Origin of the sequence: Cohnella luojiensis (assembly GCF_004564235.1) — a bacterium.
GTDB lineage: Bacteria > Bacillota > Bacilli > Paenibacillales > Paenibacillaceae > Cohnella > Cohnella luojiensis.
This window is the reverse complement of the sequence record NZ_SOMN01000019.1, coordinates 45,876-62,081: the sequence shown is the minus strand read 5'-3', so window position 1 is coordinate 62,081 and position 16,206 is coordinate 45,876. Positions and strand designations below refer to the sequence as shown.

Sequence of the window (16,206 nt, the reverse complement as noted above, 5' to 3'; positions counted from 1 at the left end):
CTAGCGCAAGCAAAAACCAGTCCGAAACCTTTTGTAGGGTTTGGACTGGTTTTTTTTATTTTTACAGGTAACTTGTCGGATTCTTCATCTTGCCATTCAAATGCACTTCGAAATGAAGATGGGTTCCGGTAGATCGCCCGGTGCTGCCCATGATGCCGATAACATCGCCCTTCTCGACGATCTGGCCTTTCTTCACATTAACGCTCTTCATATGGCCGTAAACGGTCTTAAATCCATTGTTATGGTTAATGATAACAGCGTTGCCTAACCCGCCCGACTTGTAGCCTGCATACTCGATAACCCCTTCATCGGCCGCTAAAATGCTGCTCTTGCCGACGATGTCGATTCCGTTGTGCATCCGGCCCCATCTGGCGCCCATGTAACTCGTGATCCGGGCTCCCATGACCGGCCACGAGAATTTCCCGGAGCCTTCGCCGCGAATAACCTTCGTGCCCTTGAGAATAATCGTAGAGATAGGCTTCTTCAGCACTTTCTGCGCGATTTGTTCTTCTTCGATCAGCGATCCGTTGCGCTTAAGGAAACGGTAGGTTACCTGTTGCTTGCCTTCCGTTCCTTCTCGAAGCACCTTTTGCTGTCCCAGCTTCATGGAATCGCTCTTCCTATATTCGACCGGCGGCTCGATGGCTTCGATCTCCGTGACTCGCTCCTCCGACTTCACGTTCAGAATCGGCGGCTTTTCCTGGGACAGATCCAATACATCGCCGATCTTGATGCTATCGTTCTTGATCCATTTGTTATTGTCGTAGATCAGATTCTCGGAAACGTTCAGCTTAGAGGCAATGCATCCTATGCAATCGCCTTTCTTTACCGTGTATTTCTTCGGAATCGGCTCCCCTTCCGTCAACTTGCGGTATAGTTCTTCCGGATCCGACAGCTGCGAAGCCTCGATATCCGCCGTGACCGTCTGAACCTTCTCCACGAAACTGACCGAAGTAACGATACGTTCCGGTTTGGCGGCCGCTGCGGTCGCCCCCGCTTTCATCGACAAGGACTGAACTTCGGTTGCCGCTTTTTTTACGGTAAGTCTAGCGGGAACATATTTATTCTTGACCCGCTGCAGCAGCTTATCCGCCGCTTGCTGGTCGCGTACGACGCCAACTTCTTTGCCATTGATGATCACCTTTACGCCGACCGGATGGGTTTGAAGCATTCCCGCAAGACGCGTTAACGTCCCTTCGTCGTCTGTCTTCGGATTGTAAGCCCTTTCAGGCTCGAATGTGACCTGATCTTCATCCAGCACGAAGCGTACGGGGGTGTCTGCTTTCTCCAGCTCGGAAGCTTTGGCTGCCAGTAGCTGCTCAACCTTTTCCTGGCTGCTGATCTCTCCTACGGGTTTACCGTCAAGGAGCACGCTATAATAATTAACGCTATGGGCTTGCACATATTGTTGCCCTCCGATTCCGACCGCGGCTACTGCGAAAATGCCACAGGCTGTCACGATAAGAGGATGGCGATAATGGCGGAATATATGGCTGAGAATAGGTTGCGTCTGCTGATGGCTTACGGACTTGCCTTTCAATTGCGTGGACCGAACATGCCGGAAGGTTTGCCGCGTTGCGGTAATCAATTTCCGGATTCGATCCATTCCCCTGAAAACGGCCATGATTTGCTCCTTTTCGCTAACTTTCGGTATTCTTTTCCCGGTTTTGGCAAAAGTTCGTACCTAACTTTAGCATACGTCCGGCAAATCTATCAACCGTTTGGCCAGATTAGAATTATGAAAAATGGCAATAGCCCCCGGTCATTTCTCCGGTGGCTATTAATAATGTAACCGTTTTATTTACTCTGAAACAGGGTCTAAATCCGTTTTCTTGGAACTCTGAAGAATTTCCATCATTTGAGAGTATTCCTCATCCGTCAAGGTAGCTTTGAGCATGCTTTCCAGTTGGGTTAGCTCCTCCGAGGTCAGCCCTCCTTTTAACGAGTCCGACAGCTGCTTCAACTGCGACTGATCCAGCTTGGATACGACCATCGCATACAATGCTTGTCTGTCCTCATCGCTCAATTGTTTCATGCCTGCTTCGCCGTTAAACACCGGAACCGAATCGTCTTCGCTTACCTCGGGATCAAGACTTGGGCTGGGGTTAGCTTCCCCATTCGGAAAACTCGGGACGATGCCTCCCGCTTCCGAGTCCGGACTTTCCGTAACGGGCTCCTCCGCTGAATTCGATGGGGAAGAACTCGGATCTGCTTCTTCGGATGCCAGCTGGCTCGCGACTTCTTCTACCTTCGGAGCTTTATCCGCGCCCCATAAGCCCCCCCACATGCCCGACAAAGCGATCGGCTGTATATCTATCGGCAAATCTAGCTGCTTGATTACCGATTCCATATAACTGTTCACGATATAGCCCGTCGTCCATATGCACAAGAAGCTGAGCAGCAAAGCTGTCGCTCCCATCCGGATCACCCAGCTTACCCATTTAAACATTAGGATACCTCCTGCTATATGCTTTTCATAGTTTTAGTATGGGCAAACCTCCCTTTAATCATTCAACTAGTAGAAAAACAGGGAAAAGGTCTCTCGTTCTCCCATCGCGCGTTTCGGACAAGGAATCCGTTATTTGTGTGATTTCCTCGCATTCGGGGTCACTTCCGGACCGAGCTTCCGTTAACAACCGGAAAATCGTGGTGAAATGCTCTATATAAGACGAATAACGGAACATGAGTCCGCTGATCTAGGATTCGGTTCACAATTTACGAAATAACGGAAGTATGGTCCATCACATAGGTGGTTTTTCGCCATCCTTCAGACTGCAGTATACGTTTATATCGAGCGAGGCCGGTCGAGTCAACCCTTCATTCATTCAACTAACTTTATGTTCTGCAATTAGTTTCGGATAGGTTGCCTTTTCCTTCAAATTAACTGACTATTTTACACTTAGTTTTTTCCAATGATTGCGGGGTGCTGCTTGCCGACGAGACGTTGGTGGTTGGTGGTTGGTGGTTGGTGGTTGGTGGTTGGTGGTTGGTGGTTGGTGGTTTGGGGTAATGATGCATGCGGTAATGCTTTTTTTGTGAACATCCAATCCGCAGCAACGCTCCATTAATACGTCCATTCTTGCTTCTCCTTGCGACTGGTCGTTGATTAAGGCTGGTGCAAAGACCAATAAAGGGTTATTCTGCCCTGCGTGCTTCCCGAAGGAGCAACAATCTGCGATACACCGGGTCGTTGTGGTCCGTCTGATATACGGGTTCGTGACACCAAGAAAGGACGACCTACCTTCGCCAGCCCCAGTAACCAGTATGGACAATATTTTCATTCATCAGTGGTGCCGCGCAGCGGCATGTAAGTCTGATATGTTCAAAAAAGCCGTTCGCCGGGTTCACATTCCCCGTCGAACGGCTTAATTAATTTCTATTATTATTACGCTCCGTAGATCGGCGCAACTTGGTTCGTCTGCTCGCGGTTACGGCCGACCGAGAAGATCGCGATCGGAATTCCGGTAAGCTCCGTAATCCGTTCCACGAATTTGCGGGTCGTCTCCGGCAAGTCGCTCAACGTCTTCGCGCCCGAGATATCCTCGCTCCAGCCTGGAAGCTCTTCATATACCGCTTCGCATTCTTCCAGAAGCTTAAGGTTCGCCGGATAGTGTTCCATGAGCTCATCGCGGAACTTATAAGCCGTACAGATTTTAACCGTCTCTAATCCGGTCAATACGTCCAGGGAGTTCAAGGATAATCCCGTGATGCCGCTGACGCGGCGGGCATGGCGTACCACGACGGTATCGAACCAGCCTACGCGGCGCGGACGTCCGGTAACCGTGCCATACTCGTGGCCTTTATCGCGAATCCACTGGCCCAGATCATTGTTCAATTCCGTCGGGAAAGGACCGTCTCCAACGCGTGTCGTATAGGCTTTCGCAACGCCGATAACTTCCTTAATCTTGGACGGACCGACGCCGGAGCCGATGCACACGCCGCCCGCCGATGGGTTAGAGCTCGTAACGTAAGGGTAAGTTCCTTGGTCGATGTCGAGCATGACGCCTTGCGCGCCCTCGAACAGCACCTTCTTGCCTGCGTCGATCGCATCGTTAAGGATTACCGAAGTGTCGGTTACGAACGGACGAAGCAATTCCGCGAGCGCCAGGTAATCTTTAATGATGCTTTCCGCGTCGAGCGGATCGCCGTTGTACATCTGCGTGATCACTTGATTCTTATCCGCGATAATAGCGCGCGCTTTCTCTTCGAAGGCATCCGCGACCATCAGATCGGCGATGCGAATCCCGTTGCGCGCGGCTTTATCCATATAACAAGGTCCGATGCCTTTGCGGGTAGTGCCGATTTTATTGTCGGCTTTGCGATCTTCCTCCAGAGCGTCAAGCACGAGGTGATACGGCATGATGACGTGGGCGCGATCGCTGATTTTCAAGTTGTCGGTAGAAAATCCGTTATCGCGAATATATTGAATTTCTTCCACCAATGCACCGGGATTAATAACCATCCCGTTGCCGATGACGCATAATTTGTTCTGATTGAAAATTCCGGAAGGAACCATCGTTAGCTTGTACTTTTTGTTCTCTATGAGGATAGTATGGCCGGCGTTATTCCCGCCTTGATAACGAGCGACGACATCGGCTTTCTCGGCTAGATAGTCCGTGATCTTCCCTTTGCCTTCGTCTCCCCATTGCGTACCTACAACAACGACTGTTGACATGCAATCCCTCCACCCGGAGTGTTCCTCACGCCGGCATGATAATGCCGCCCGATATCGCGAACGAGCGATCAGGCAGCATGATTAGTTTAGCAACTGTAACGGGTGAAGTCAACGGAAAAACGAACAATCCCGCGATCACCTATATTATCGTTCGGAATTTAGCCTCGTTTTGTCGATTTATGCGCTGCCTGCATAAGCTTCGCCATGTGATCGATCAAGACTGACGAATTTATTGAAATTTTTCAGGAACACGAGCTCGACCGTGCCAACGGGACCGTTACGTTGTTTGGCGATAATGATCTCGATGATGTTCTTCTTTTCCGATTCCTTGTCGTAATAGTCATCCCGATACAAGAACGCGACGATATCGGCATCTTGCTCGATCGATCCGGATTCCCGAAGGTCGGACATCATAGGACGTTTGTCTTGACGCTGTTCTACGCCACGGGAGAGCTGAGACAGAGCGATGACGGGAACTTCGAGCTCGCGGGCGATCTGTTTAAGCGTACGCGAGATTTCGGATACTTCCTGCTGGCGGTTCTCGCCGGCTTTGCCCCGGCCTTGGATAAGCTGCAAGTAATCGATCAGTATCATGCCGAGTCCTTTTTCCTTCTTAAGACGACGGCATTTCGCGCGAATGTCGGATACGGTAATCCCCGGCGTGTCGTCGATGTAGATCTGCGCTTCGGATAATGATCCGATCGCCATCGACAGCTTCTCCCAATCGTCGCCTTCGAGATGCCCTGTGCGCATACGGGTCGCATCTACGTTCGATTCCGCGCAGATGATCCGTTGAACAAGCTGAGGAGCCGACATCTCCAGACTGAAGATCGCAACCGTCTCCGAAGCGCGAACGGCCACGTTCTGGGCTACGTTCAAGGCGAAGGCCGTTTTCCCTACGGATGGGCGCGCCGCCACGATAATGAGGTCGCTTCGTTGGAATCCGTTGGTCATTTTATCGAGATCGATAAATCCCGAAGGAATTCCCGATACCCCGCCCTTGTGGTTATAGAGAAATTCAACCTTCTCGAATACTTCCATTAGGACATCGCGAATGCTAATGAAGCCCGTCGCCGAGCGGCGGCTGGAAACTTCCATAATACGCGCTTCGGCATCGTTAAGCAGGACGCCCACATCGTCCTCCGTCGCATAACCGTTGGATACGATTTGCGTGGCCGTACGGATCAGCCGACGGAGGATCGACTTCTCCTCCACGATCTGGGCGTAGTATTCCACGTTAGCGGCGGTTGGAACCGAGTTAGCCAGCTTAGCCAAATACATGACCCCGCCGATCTCGTCCATCTGTCCTAAATCCTGTAACCGGGCAGTCAAGGTAATGAGGTCGATTGGCTCGTTATCATCATTAAGAGCAACCATCGCTTCGAAAATGCGTTGATGGGAGACGCTATAGAAGTCTTCCGCCTTCAAGCGCTCCATGGAAGTGATCAGCGCCTCAGCCTCAAGCAGAATGGCTCCTAGAACCGCTTGCTCCGCTTCCAGATTCTGAGGGGGTATGCGATCATACAGTATCTGCTGGTCCCCGCTTCCGTTCATCGGTTCATTCCTCCACGACTTGTACGTTTAGCGTGCCCTTTACGTCGGGATACAATTTCACGGTTACCTTCGTTACGCCTAACACGCGAATCGGATCATCGAGTTCGATTTTCCGTTTATCGATCGAGACCTTCTGCTGCTCTAATGCTTCCGCGATTTGCTTGCTCGTAATGGCGCCGAATAACCTTCCGCCTTCGCCGGCTTTGGCTCTAATGACAACCGTCATCTCGGACAAACGCTCGGCAAGAGCCTTGAATTCGTTCTTCTCGTTATCCTTCTTCTTCTGCGCCGAAGCTACCTGCTGGGTTAACGTCTTCTTCGCGCCTTCGGTAGCGATCTGCACTACGCCTTTAGGCAGCAGGAAGTTACGCGCGTAGCCTTCGGATACCTCTTTAATCTCGCCTTTTTTCCCTTGTCCTTTAACATCTTGCAAGAAAATAACTTTCATTCGAATAACCCCTCTTCCTTCTCGAGTTCATATAAGGTTTGCTCTAACTTAGTCATAACTTCCGTTACGGTCCCTTGAAGCTGCGCCGCGGCATTCGTAAAGTGTCCGCCGCCACCCAGTCGTTCCATTACGACCTGGACGTTGATATGCCCTAACGATCTAGCGCTAACGCCCACAAGTCCGTCCGACCTTAAGCCGATTACGAACGAAGCCTTGATTCCCGTCATGTTAAGAAGCGTATCCGCCGCTTGTGCGATAAGCAATTGCGATATCGGTTTGCCTGAATCTGCCGCCGCAATAGCGATACTTTCCCGATAGGTTACCACCGCGTTACGAATAATCTCCGCCTTGCGAATGTACTCCTCCAGGTCTTCCTTGAGCATTCGTTGGACAAGCACGGAGTCCGCTCCGTTACGCCTGAGGAACGACGCAGCCTCGAACGTTCTAGATCCCGTACGGAAGGCGAAGCTCTTCGTGTCTACGGTAATGCCGGCCAGCAATGCGGTTGCTTCCCGAACATCGAGCACGACCCGTTCATGAATATATTGCAGGAGCTCGGTTACGAGCTCGCACGTAGAAGAAGCATATGGTTCCATGTAGACCAGTACCGCGTCATCGATGAACTCCTCGCTCCTGCGATGATGATCCACGATCACGATCCTTTCCGTTGCTTGCAGCAAACGAGGCTCGGCAACCATCGTGGAGCGATGCGTATCGACAACGACAGCCAGCGATCTCTTCCCGATCAAGCCCAAAGCATGTTCCGGCAAGATAAACCGCTTCATCAGCTTCTCGTCTTCCTTCAGCATATCCATCATCCGTTGTATCGCCGGATTAATGCCTTCAAGAACGATATACGCCTCTTTGCCATATAGCTGAGCAGCCTTCATAACGCCGATCGCCGCTCCGACAGAGTCCATATCCGGCATCTTATGGCCCATGATAATGACATTGTCGCTTTCTTTCATCAGATCGCGCAAGGCGTGGGAGATCACTCGGGCGCGTACTCTTGTTCTCTTCTCTACCGCGTTGCTCTTGCCCCCATAGTAGCTCTGCCTCTGGCCGACCTTAACAACCGCCTGGTCGCCGCCGCGGCCAAGCGCGATATCCAAGCTTCCTTGGACCAGATGGCTCAGCTCGTTGGCGTTGTCGGCGCCGGCTGCGAAGCCTATGCTTAACGTCATGGGAAGCTTCTGCTCGATGGTGATTTCCCGAACGTCATCCAGCAGTTCGAAGCGTGATTGCTCTAAGTTCTTCAGGGTAATCAGGTTCGTGATGACCATATAACGATCGGAAGATAGACGACGCAAGAATAAGCCATATTTCTGTGACCATTCATTGATCTCGCCGGTTACCTTGGATAGCATCAACGCGCGTTGTTGCTCATCCATGCCTTGGGCGACCTCTTCGAGATTGTCCATCATCACGATCCCGAGCGCCAGCTTTTCTTCATCGTAGCGCTTCTTCAGCATCCAGCGATCGGTAATATCGATTACGTAAATCACGCGTTCCTTCGAACGCAGCAACAGCTCGTAAACGCGTCCGCTTATCGTAATCTCAATACCGGCTTCCTTATCTTTAGCGGTCTGCTGAAGGACGGGAAAATGCGTGAAGAGCGACTCTCCAACGACTGAGGGCTTGCCGATAACCGTCGTAATGAACCCGTTATGCCACTGAATTTCTTTTTCCTCGTTATAGACGACAATGCCGAATGGAAGCTGTCCGATTACTTCGTTACCGACGTTCTTAATGCGATGGGACAATGTCAGCACATAATCGTTCAGATCATTGCGGAATGCTTTCTCGGCTAAAATACCGTATACGGCCACGAGCCCGCCTAGCACCAAACCTAACAAACCGAGCAGCCATTGGTACCAGGCTAACGCAACGGTTAACATGAAGATGAGCACTAGTGCCCAGACGATATGCATACCGTGCCAACGCTGCACGAGAAATTTGGGCATATCCGCTTTCGCTCCCGTCTAATGGTATAGCGGAACAGTGCGGTTCGCACGTGATCCCGGCCCTACCTTATTTCACGAAATATTTGCGCAGCGGAAAGGCTGCGTCGATCAACCCAATGATGTATGCCGGGGGAAACAGCAGGAGCGGTATGCATAGGAGAAGAGGAACTGCTCTCGGCCATTTCTTCGCATCGGCTAGGAAGAAGAAGAACCCGATTGCTTGCACCGTAAAGACGAACCGCAAGATCGGTACGAGGTTCGCTATGACGATCGACCAGTACCCGCCGGCCTCTTCCGTCATGACTAAGCTGGCAACCATAGCGATTAAGTAATACAGAACGAGACTTCTAGGAACTCTCCATATTTTCGCTAGCGGTAAGGCGGGCGCTTGAATCTCCGCTCTCCGCAAGGATAAACGAGAGAGACCGTGAGTCACGACCGTGAAGAGAAAAGCAGAGACGAGTAAAAGCATCGGCAACATCGTCATGATGGCATTGCTGAATTCCTTTGCCGTTTCCGCCGCCCATCCGGTCTTGAACATATCCCCATTCTCAAGCTGCTTCAAGTTATCCGTAAGCATGGAAGTTAGCTCCGCTTTAAGGTTAATATCGAACAACGCGGAGAACAGCACGAGCTCCAGCAGCAGTTGAGCTAGAACGATAACGAAACCGACCGTGATCGCCGTCCGAGCGGATTTGCCCTTCTTGTAAAGATGCCCCATCGCCATGGCGGGGACTAGAAAAAAGAAGCCAAGCGTGATCACGACGGGTCCGGCCGCTCCCGACAGGAAGTACGCGATGATCCCGATGGGAATCAGATGCAAAACAAATGTTTTAGGATTAAGCGTTGTGTATAGGACAACGAATGGAGTCATGATCAAGAACGTTGTCATGACATTCAAGGGGGTCGCAAGCGTGAGCAACAACAATAATGCCGCCGTGCTCCAAGCTATCGACTTCCAACTCATATTCAAACAAATTCACCTCTTGCGGATATGTTCGGATAAATCGGTTAAATCTCGATATTGATCTTCTAGCTGATGTCCTTCTTGTTTGAGCTTAGCGAGCTTATCCGCAATGGCGCTATCCAGATCACGATAAGGAATTCCTAATCGCCGGCCCAAGATGTACGAACTCGCAATCAAGCCAGCCAAGCTGTCAATTACACGCGAGGTACTGCCATCCCACATCGCCTTGAATAAGCGCGACGTCTGGTCGACGACTTCCGTCTTCAACCACTCGATCATGCGTACTCTGTTGGCAACATCCATGTCTCGTTCCATCGCTATTCCTCCTACGCTTCAACTATTCATGGATGCAGAAGCCCGGAAAGCTGCAAATTTCATTATATCATAAAACCAGTCCCTCACGACAAGCCAAGTAAAGCATGGTTAGCCTTTCCTGGGACGGCTATCCATCCATGAAAAACCCGAATGCATCGGTTCGCATTCGGGTTTCGTCTATCCTTATTCCTGAGCTGCAAGCTTAAATCCGTTTCCTTCTTTGGTCAACTTCCAGCCATGGGCTTTCAACGCCGATAACGGAACGTAATTCCGATCTCCGACGGACAATAGCTCCGTGCTGCCGCCGCCATCCCAGATCAACTTGTAGCCCCGCTCCAACATCAATTCGCCTGTCTTAGGTTTGGGAATGTTGACTGGGACTGTATCGGCTCCGCCTGTAACCTTAGACTGGCGTTTAAGCTTGTCCCACTCGACCGTATAACCATGCGCCTTCAAGGCTTCCAGATCAACATAGTTCGTGCTGCGGTACTCCAGCAGTTGAATTTGGCTGTCCCCCCATGAGAGAGTCGGCCCGCCTTCCTTCACCCGCAGGAATTCGCTCTTGATCGGCTGTCCTGCACGGATGTCCTTGTGAATGCCTTCCTCGTCAAGCGCCACTTGGCCTTCGACCAGTACATACTCGATTCCCGCGGAGACGATCTCCGGTTTGGCCACCGTCGACTTATCGCTGATCTTGCCGTAGTCGAATACCACGATATCGGCATCCATTCCTTTGGCAATGCGGCCTTTTTTCTGCAGAGCGGGAGCCTGCTTCTCCAGCCGCTGTGCCGGCATGAGCGACATCTTGGCAATCGCGTCGGATAAGGAGATGACCTTCTGCTCCCTGGCGTACAAACCGACTGTCCTCGCGAAAGTTCCCGAAGCCCTCGGGTGATTGTTAAATCCCGGCTCGAGAATGGCATCGCTGCCGATCATGACGTACGGCGCCTTGAGAGAATCGATAACGTCTTGCTTAGGAATCGCATAAGCGACCGCGAGCTTGCCTTGCTGCTGGTATTTCCTGAACGATTCCGCATCGAGACGTTCGTTCGTTCCGGCAATCTGCAAATCCTTATAAGTGATGCGGAACCGCTCTTGCCAGCCTTCGTCGAATCGGGCCGAGTTTAAGTAAGTTCCCCAATAATCGTAAGGATAGATACAGGAAGTGATGTCCAAACCTTCCGCGATCGCGTCCGATACCATCTTGAGCGATTGCGTCATCGAGAAGGTTCCGCCCGTACTATTGATGTGATCAATGTGGACCGCAGCTCCCGAAGCGCGAGCATAACCAAGAAGCTCGTTGATAGCATCGATGTTCGTTCCCGGTTCTTCCATATCGGAATACCTAGCGTGGAAATAGACCGGGACATTATATTCGTGCGCCAGCTTCATGAGCGGCAATATTTCTTTGTCGTTGACGCCTGGCACGTATTCCAAGCTGAAAGAAATTCCGAGCGCCCCATTGTTAAGCGCCTTCTCGGCTTGATCTACCAACTTCTGCGTCTGTGCAGGCTTGGCCGTATCGTAACGGCTAAGCTTGAACTGATTGCGCGCTTGAGTGTAGAAGAACGAAGCTCCGAAGTGAACGGGTGTTCTATTGCGAACATAGTAGGGATACCACTTCTCCGGACTAGCCGTTCCTCCATGCATGGCGATGTTGCTGGTCACGCCGTCCGCAATCTTGTTCCAGACGCCGACCGGATTGGGATCGTAAGATAGATTGTCGATGAAGCCAGGCGCCACAACCAGTCCCGTCGCGTCGATTTCCCGCTTGCCCTTCACCTTCTGGTCGGTTACCATCACGATCTTGCCGTCCTGAATAGCTACATTAAGCCCTTCTCGGTCCAGCTTCGTCTCCGGATTAATGACGCGTCCGTTGGAAATGACGACATCATATGTTTTACCTAACTCGGAAGCCGTTGGTTGGTCGATTACTCCCTCCGCCTCTGCAGGGGTAGACGGCGATGCATCTCCCGAAGGCTTGGAGCCTCCTTCGGAATCCGAACTCGTTGCTCCCGGACTTGATGCAGGCATCTGTTGGGTGTTCTCGTCTCCGAATAAGGTGGTCGCGGCCCATATGCCGCCCGCGATGATTACGACCGCGATAGCGGTTAATAACGGGAAAATCCTGCGTTTGACTGGTTTTTGCCGGCTATAAGTCATCTTTCCTCCGTAGTTGTCCTATATTTTCCTACGCTTCCCGCTTTAGTTCCTTTTCATTCGAGCCAAAAGGCAGAAGCAGCTTCTCGCAATAATCAATGATGTCGCTTCGCCGTACGATACCGATAAAGCGGTTCATGTCGTCAACGACGGGAACGAAGTTCTGTGTCTTCGCCAAGGAGATGAGGTCTTCCATATTGGCGTCGATGCGAACTGTAAGATTATTCATTCTTAACGGAACGTCGCATAGAGATACCCGGTGAAGCTGATCAAAGCTCAATCCCGGATGATCCTTCAAGTACCAGAGCAGATCGCCCTCGGTGACGGTCGACTTGTACTCCCCCGTCTCGCTGATGACGGGTACGGCTGAATATCGGTGGCGCTCCATCTTTTCCAGCGTCTGTCTAAGGGTCGAATCTTCGTTCACGCATACAACCTCTTGCTTTGGTAATAGAAAAAATGCAATGTTCATGATCTCTTGATTTCCTCCTCGTTCAAGTAAAACGGCATCGGCGTCCTTAGGACGCATAGACGCGTTGTATCGAGCGATGGCATTGGCAACAATACGACCATTATATCACGCCGGGCATTTCGGTTCACCATTGCTATTTCCCCATCTTTCCATTTTATGCGGCTGGGCTTTGCGATGGGTTGGATTTGCCGGATTGATCTTGGTTTTGCTCTTGTGGAATCTTAAGCTCGCTTTCGGGAGTCTCCGGATTTAACCATGTCGATATCGTTGAACGAACGGATGTTAAATCCTCCTCATCCGAAACGAAGTACCACAGATTCTGAGGCCCCATTCTCTTGCCTTCGCCTTGGAGCGTATAGCTCTTGATTTGATGTCCGGTTTGCAAGAACTGCTTCGCTAGATCGCTCATGGAGGATGGCGGCAGATCCGTGTTGAAGTTGTCTCCGATAATGTCCAGAATCTCGGGAATCTTCGTCCATTGTTTCATGGAAGACGTCTTTTGTATGAGCGCTTCAAGGAACTGTCTGTTACGTTCAGTACGTGACATGTCTCCGCCCGCATCCTCGCGATATCGAACGAAGCGGAGCGCATCCAAGCCCGTATAATTGTCCAGATTACCCTCGATGGTAAATTTCTCGTGGTCTGCTCCCTTGTTCACGATATCTTCGGTGATCGGCAACGAGATGCCTCCGAGCGTGTCTACGACTTTAATAAATCCCTGGAAGTTGATCGAAGCATAATGGTCGACCTTCGCATCAAGCAGCTTCTCAACGGAATTAACAGCCATCTCGGCACCGCCGAAAGCATAAGCATGCGTGATTTTATCCTCTGTATCTCTGCCCACCATCTCCGTATACGTATCGCGGGGGATGGATATCATCAGTACCTTCCCGTCCTGCGGACGGATAACGGTGTAGATGAGCGTGTCGGAACGACCTTGCTCATTCGCCCTGGCATCTACGCCCATTAGCAGCATGCTGAAGGGTTTTTCGACCTGCGGCGGCTCTTTTGTCGTAGGACGATCCGTTAACGGTTGATAGGAATCCGCGAAGCTTGCTTCGACCTTGCCGGATAGGAACCAATCATATCCCAACGCCGATAGGGCACCCCGATTTGCATATATAACGCCCGTAACGACAACCAGCAGGACGAAGGTAGATAAAATAGCAATTTTAAAACGACGATAATTACGCATAATATCTCTCTTCCTTTCAATAACTTCTCCTATTATTTGTATATCTTTGTCTCTATCGATCACCCTGGACCCCTAATATACGATTTACTCGCCAAGTTTGTTACAAATCGAGCCCATTCTTCTATTAAACAAATAGAAAACATTCCACGCAGACCAAGTACCACCACTTTTCCATGTTTTATCCGGGAAATAAAAGACGCCGCCGGGAATCCGGCAGCATCGTCATGTCAATTCCCTTTCGATAATAGAGCGCATTCCCGGAAAACAAAATGCTTGCAACCCACGCACCTTTCATAATTCAATCGGGTTAACGCGTAATCGATGGCATCTCCCGTATGTTCGAATAAGTTTTCCCCGCCTATTAACTTTTCTAATCCGGTGTTATGGAATACCTCCAAAGGCTGCTGCTGCACCTCCGATAGAAGCACGATTCCCCCCCTACTCTGGTAGCGCATGATTAAGCTATCCAGATTGGATTTCCCCGTCATATCCATGAACGGAACCTTCCCCATGATTAAGAGCAATATTCCCGATATCTGGTCAACCTTATCGCTTATCGTCTTCTCGAACCTATCGGCAGCTCCGAAGAACAGAGGACCTTCTATCGTATAAATACTGATTTGAGGACAATCATGTCCTTCATATACCATGTACGATTGTACTTTCTCATGCTTATTGTTCGGATCGGGTAATACTTTAGCTACCGTCAACGATTCTCCCATTCTTTTTACAAATAAAATAACGGCAAGGATTAAGCCGATTTCTACTGCAGTCGTTAAATTGGTAAACACCGTTAGCAAAAAAGTAATCAAAAGTACAAGGGTATCGCTTGTTTTGGTTTTTAATATATGCGTAAATTCTTTCCGCTCGCTCATGTTCCACGCAACTAGCATGAGGATGGGAGCCATGCTTGCAAGCGGGATATGGGATGCGTAAGGAGCGAATAGAATAAGGACGAGAAAAACGACAACGCCATGTATGATTCCGGAAAAAGGCGACACGGCTCCGCTTTTAATATTGGTTGCCGTTCGCGCTATAGCTCCAGTCGCGGGTATGCCTCCAAATAATGGAGCCGCCATATTCGCGATTCCTTGTCCGATCAACTCTTTGTTGCTATTGTGACGGCCACCGCCCATTCCATCTGCAACAACTGCCGATAACAAGGATTCTATGCCGCCTAACAAGGCAATGATAAAAGCCGGACCCATAAGGGTTTGCACTCGATCCCACGTAATTTCGGGAAAATGAAACTGAGGCAGCGCGCTCGGAATAGCCCCGAAAGAAGATCCGATCGTAGCTACATGCCCATTAAAGAACAATGCAGCAGCTACGCTGGAAACAACAATTGCCGCTAATGAGGCCGGAACTTTGGGGAGTACTCTCGGCATGAACAGGATAATGGCCAAGCTGATCGCTGCCGTTAAGACGCTGTAGATGTTTATAGTTGCGATATGCATCGCGATTTCTTTCATATTCGGTAAAAAATCCTCATGCTTCTCGATACCGCTCAAACCCAGAAAGTTAACCACTTGTCCACTGAAGATAATAACTGCAATACCTGCCGTAAATCCGATCGTAACCGGGCGGGGGATATACTTAATGAGTATTCCAAGCTTAAACACGCCCATTAGAACAAGAATAATCCCCGCCATGAAACCCGCAATTAGCAAGTTCTCGTAACCGTACTGCATTACGATAGCGAAGAGAATCGGGATAAATGCTCCCGTTGGGCCGCTGATCTGAAATTTGGAGCCTCCGCACAAGGAAACGATAATACCCGCTATTATGGTCGTATATATTCCGTACTCCGGCTTGACTCCGGAAGCGATAGCAAACGCCATCCCTAGAGGAATGGCGATAATACCGACAATTAGACCTGAAATGAGATCCTTGCGGATGGAGGATGCCTCGTATCCCTCAAATCTTCCTTTCCACTTCATTTTCGAACCTTCTTTTATTTATATATTTGATTATTTGAATATAGAAGAAATGATACTCCTCTGCTTTGATGACGTCAATCCGAAAATGCCCGATTTACGCTACTCCATTCAAGACTCATTTCGAATCACTTCCAATAAGGATATGGCATCGACGAGATGATTATCGAAAATCCGCTTAGCTACCGCCAACAAGTCTGTAATTAATGGATCCCGCAACGAGTATATGACGGAAGTACCGTCTTTTAAACCGAAGACAATGTTTTTATTTCGCAAGACGGCCAACTGCTGGGATACGGCGGAGCCTTCGGATCCTAAGATGCTCTGGAGCTCATTTACGTTCTTATTGCCTTCGCTAAGAACTTCAAGAATTCGAATTCTCATCGGATGAGCCAAAGCTTTAAAGAAATCCGCTTTGAATTGTTGAATATTGTGATTCATGGCATGTGCCCCTTAGTTTTTAAACTTTTGAATATAGGAATACAATAGCACATATTTAAGATCGACAAAAAAACAAAA

General features: G+C 50.0%; 13 protein-coding genes. All 13 read right to left on the bottom strand.

Going from position 1 to position 16,206, the window contains the following annotated elements:
* Positions 1 to 61 precede the first annotated feature (61 nt).
* The 13 genes from E2980_RS13905 to E2980_RS13840 all read right to left on the bottom strand — a co-directional run bounded on the left by E2980_RS13905 (position 62) and on the right by E2980_RS13840 (position 16,128).
* The gene (locus E2980_RS13905; RefSeq protein ID WP_135152782.1) at positions 62 to 1,624 is read right to left on the bottom strand and encodes a M23 family metallopeptidase; all 1,563 of its coding nucleotides are present in this window, start codon (positions 1,622 to 1,624) and stop codon (positions 62 to 64) included.
* A 177-nt stretch (positions 1,625 to 1,801) separates the two neighbouring features.
* Positions 1,802 to 2,449 carry a hypothetical protein gene (locus E2980_RS13900; protein ID WP_135152781.1) on the bottom strand — a complete coding sequence of 216 codons (648 nt, stop codon included), beginning with the start codon at positions 2,447 to 2,449 and terminating at the stop codon, positions 1,802 to 1,804.
* Between the two features lie 936 nt (positions 2,450 to 3,385).
* Complete coding sequence (locus E2980_RS13890) at positions 3,386 to 4,675, bottom strand: adenylosuccinate synthase (RefSeq protein ID WP_135152779.1); 1,290 nt, start codon at positions 4,673 to 4,675, stop codon at positions 3,386 to 3,388.
* A 177-nt stretch (positions 4,676 to 4,852) separates the two neighbouring features.
* On the bottom strand, positions 4,853 to 6,229 hold the full coding sequence (dnaB, locus tag E2980_RS13885; RefSeq protein ID WP_135152778.1) for a replicative DNA helicase: 1,377 nt from the start codon (positions 6,227 to 6,229) through the stop codon (positions 4,853 to 4,855).
* A 4-nt stretch (positions 6,230 to 6,233) separates the two neighbouring features.
* Positions 6,234 to 6,677 carry a 50S ribosomal protein L9 gene (rplI, locus tag E2980_RS13880; RefSeq protein ID WP_135152777.1) on the bottom strand — a complete coding sequence of 148 codons (444 nt, stop codon included), beginning with the start codon at positions 6,675 to 6,677 and terminating at the stop codon, positions 6,234 to 6,236.
* The gene (locus E2980_RS13875) at positions 6,674 to 8,641 is read right to left on the bottom strand and encodes a DHH family phosphoesterase (RefSeq protein WP_135152776.1); all 1,968 of its coding nucleotides are present in this window, start codon (positions 8,639 to 8,641) and stop codon (positions 6,674 to 6,676) included. Before E2980_RS13875 ends, rplI begins: the two co-directional genes overlap by 4 nt.
* 67 nt (positions 8,642 to 8,708) lie before the next feature.
* The gene (locus E2980_RS13870; protein WP_135152775.1) at positions 8,709 to 9,608 is read right to left on the bottom strand and encodes a DUF2232 domain-containing protein; all 900 of its coding nucleotides are present in this window, start codon (positions 9,606 to 9,608) and stop codon (positions 8,709 to 8,711) included.
* A gap of 12 nt (positions 9,609 to 9,620) precedes the next feature.
* A complete protein-coding gene (locus E2980_RS13865) occupies positions 9,621 to 9,923 on the bottom strand; it encodes a MazG-like family protein (protein ID WP_135152774.1) in 303 nt (100 codons plus the stop codon).
* 183 nt (positions 9,924 to 10,106) lie between these two features.
* Positions 10,107 to 12,086: an amidohydrolase family protein gene (locus tag E2980_RS13860; protein WP_135152773.1), complete on the bottom strand. Its 1,980-nt coding sequence runs from the start codon at positions 12,084 to 12,086 to the stop codon at positions 10,107 to 10,109.
* A gap of 28 nt (positions 12,087 to 12,114) precedes the next feature.
* Entirely contained in the window at positions 12,115 to 12,555 is a 441-nt protein-coding gene (locus tag E2980_RS13855; protein WP_135152772.1) for a CBS domain-containing protein, read from the bottom strand.
* Positions 12,556 to 12,709: 154 nt separating this feature from the next.
* The gene (locus E2980_RS13850) at positions 12,710 to 13,750 is read right to left on the bottom strand and encodes an LCP family protein (RefSeq protein WP_135152771.1); all 1,041 of its coding nucleotides are present in this window, start codon (positions 13,748 to 13,750) and stop codon (positions 12,710 to 12,712) included.
* A 227-nt stretch (positions 13,751 to 13,977) separates the two neighbouring features.
* Positions 13,978 to 15,690, bottom strand: a complete 1,713-nt coding sequence (locus tag E2980_RS13845) for a SulP family inorganic anion transporter (RefSeq protein ID WP_135152770.1) — start codon at positions 15,688 to 15,690, stop codon at positions 13,978 to 13,980.
* 108 nt (positions 15,691 to 15,798) lie between these two features.
* Positions 15,799 to 16,128, bottom strand: a complete 330-nt coding sequence (locus E2980_RS13840; protein ID WP_135152769.1) for an ArsR/SmtB family transcription factor — start codon at positions 16,126 to 16,128, stop codon at positions 15,799 to 15,801.
* Positions 16,129 to 16,206: the final 78 nt, after the last annotated feature.

What these genes read in the sequence shown, in the direction of transcription:
- E2980_RS13865 (WP_135152774.1), bottom strand. Translation starts at nt 9,923, where the DNA reads ATGGAACGAGACATGGATGTTGCCAACAGAGTACGCATGATCGAGTGG.
- E2980_RS13875 (WP_135152776.1), bottom strand. Translation starts at nt 8,641, where the DNA reads ATGCCCAAATTTCTCGTGCAGCGTTGGCACGGTATGCATATCGTCTGG.
- dnaB (WP_135152778.1), bottom strand. Translation starts at nt 6,229, where the DNA reads ATGAACGGAAGCGGGGACCAGCAGATACTGTATGATCGCATACCCCCT.
- E2980_RS13890 (WP_135152779.1), bottom strand. Translation starts at nt 4,675, where the DNA reads ATGTCAACAGTCGTTGTTGTAGGTACGCAATGGGGAGACGAAGGCAAA.
- E2980_RS13840 (WP_135152769.1), bottom strand. Translation starts at nt 16,128, where the DNA reads ATGAATCACAATATTCAACAATTCAAAGCGGATTTCTTTAAAGCTTTG.
- rplI (WP_135152777.1), bottom strand. Translation starts at nt 6,677, where the DNA reads ATGAAAGTTATTTTCTTGCAAGATGTTAAAGGACAAGGGAAAAAAGGC.
- E2980_RS13855 (WP_135152772.1), bottom strand. Translation starts at nt 12,555, where the DNA reads ATGAACATTGCATTTTTTCTATTACCAAAGCAAGAGGTTGTATGCGTG.
- E2980_RS13900 (WP_135152781.1), bottom strand. Translation starts at nt 2,449, where the DNA reads ATGTTTAAATGGGTAAGCTGGGTGATCCGGATGGGAGCGACAGCTTTG.
- E2980_RS13870 (WP_135152775.1), bottom strand. Translation starts at nt 9,608, where the DNA reads ATGAGTTGGAAGTCGATAGCTTGGAGCACGGCGGCATTATTGTTGTTG.
- E2980_RS13850 (WP_135152771.1), bottom strand. Translation starts at nt 13,750, where the DNA reads ATGCGTAATTATCGTCGTTTTAAAATTGCTATTTTATCTACCTTCGTC.
- E2980_RS13905 (WP_135152782.1), bottom strand. Translation starts at nt 1,624, where the DNA reads ATGGCCGTTTTCAGGGGAATGGATCGAATCCGGAAATTGATTACCGCA.
- E2980_RS13860 (WP_135152773.1), bottom strand. Translation starts at nt 12,086, where the DNA reads ATGACTTATAGCCGGCAAAAACCAGTCAAACGCAGGATTTTCCCGTTA.
- E2980_RS13845 (WP_135152770.1), bottom strand. Translation starts at nt 15,690, where the DNA reads ATGAAGTGGAAAGGAAGATTTGAGGGATACGAGGCATCCTCCATCCGC.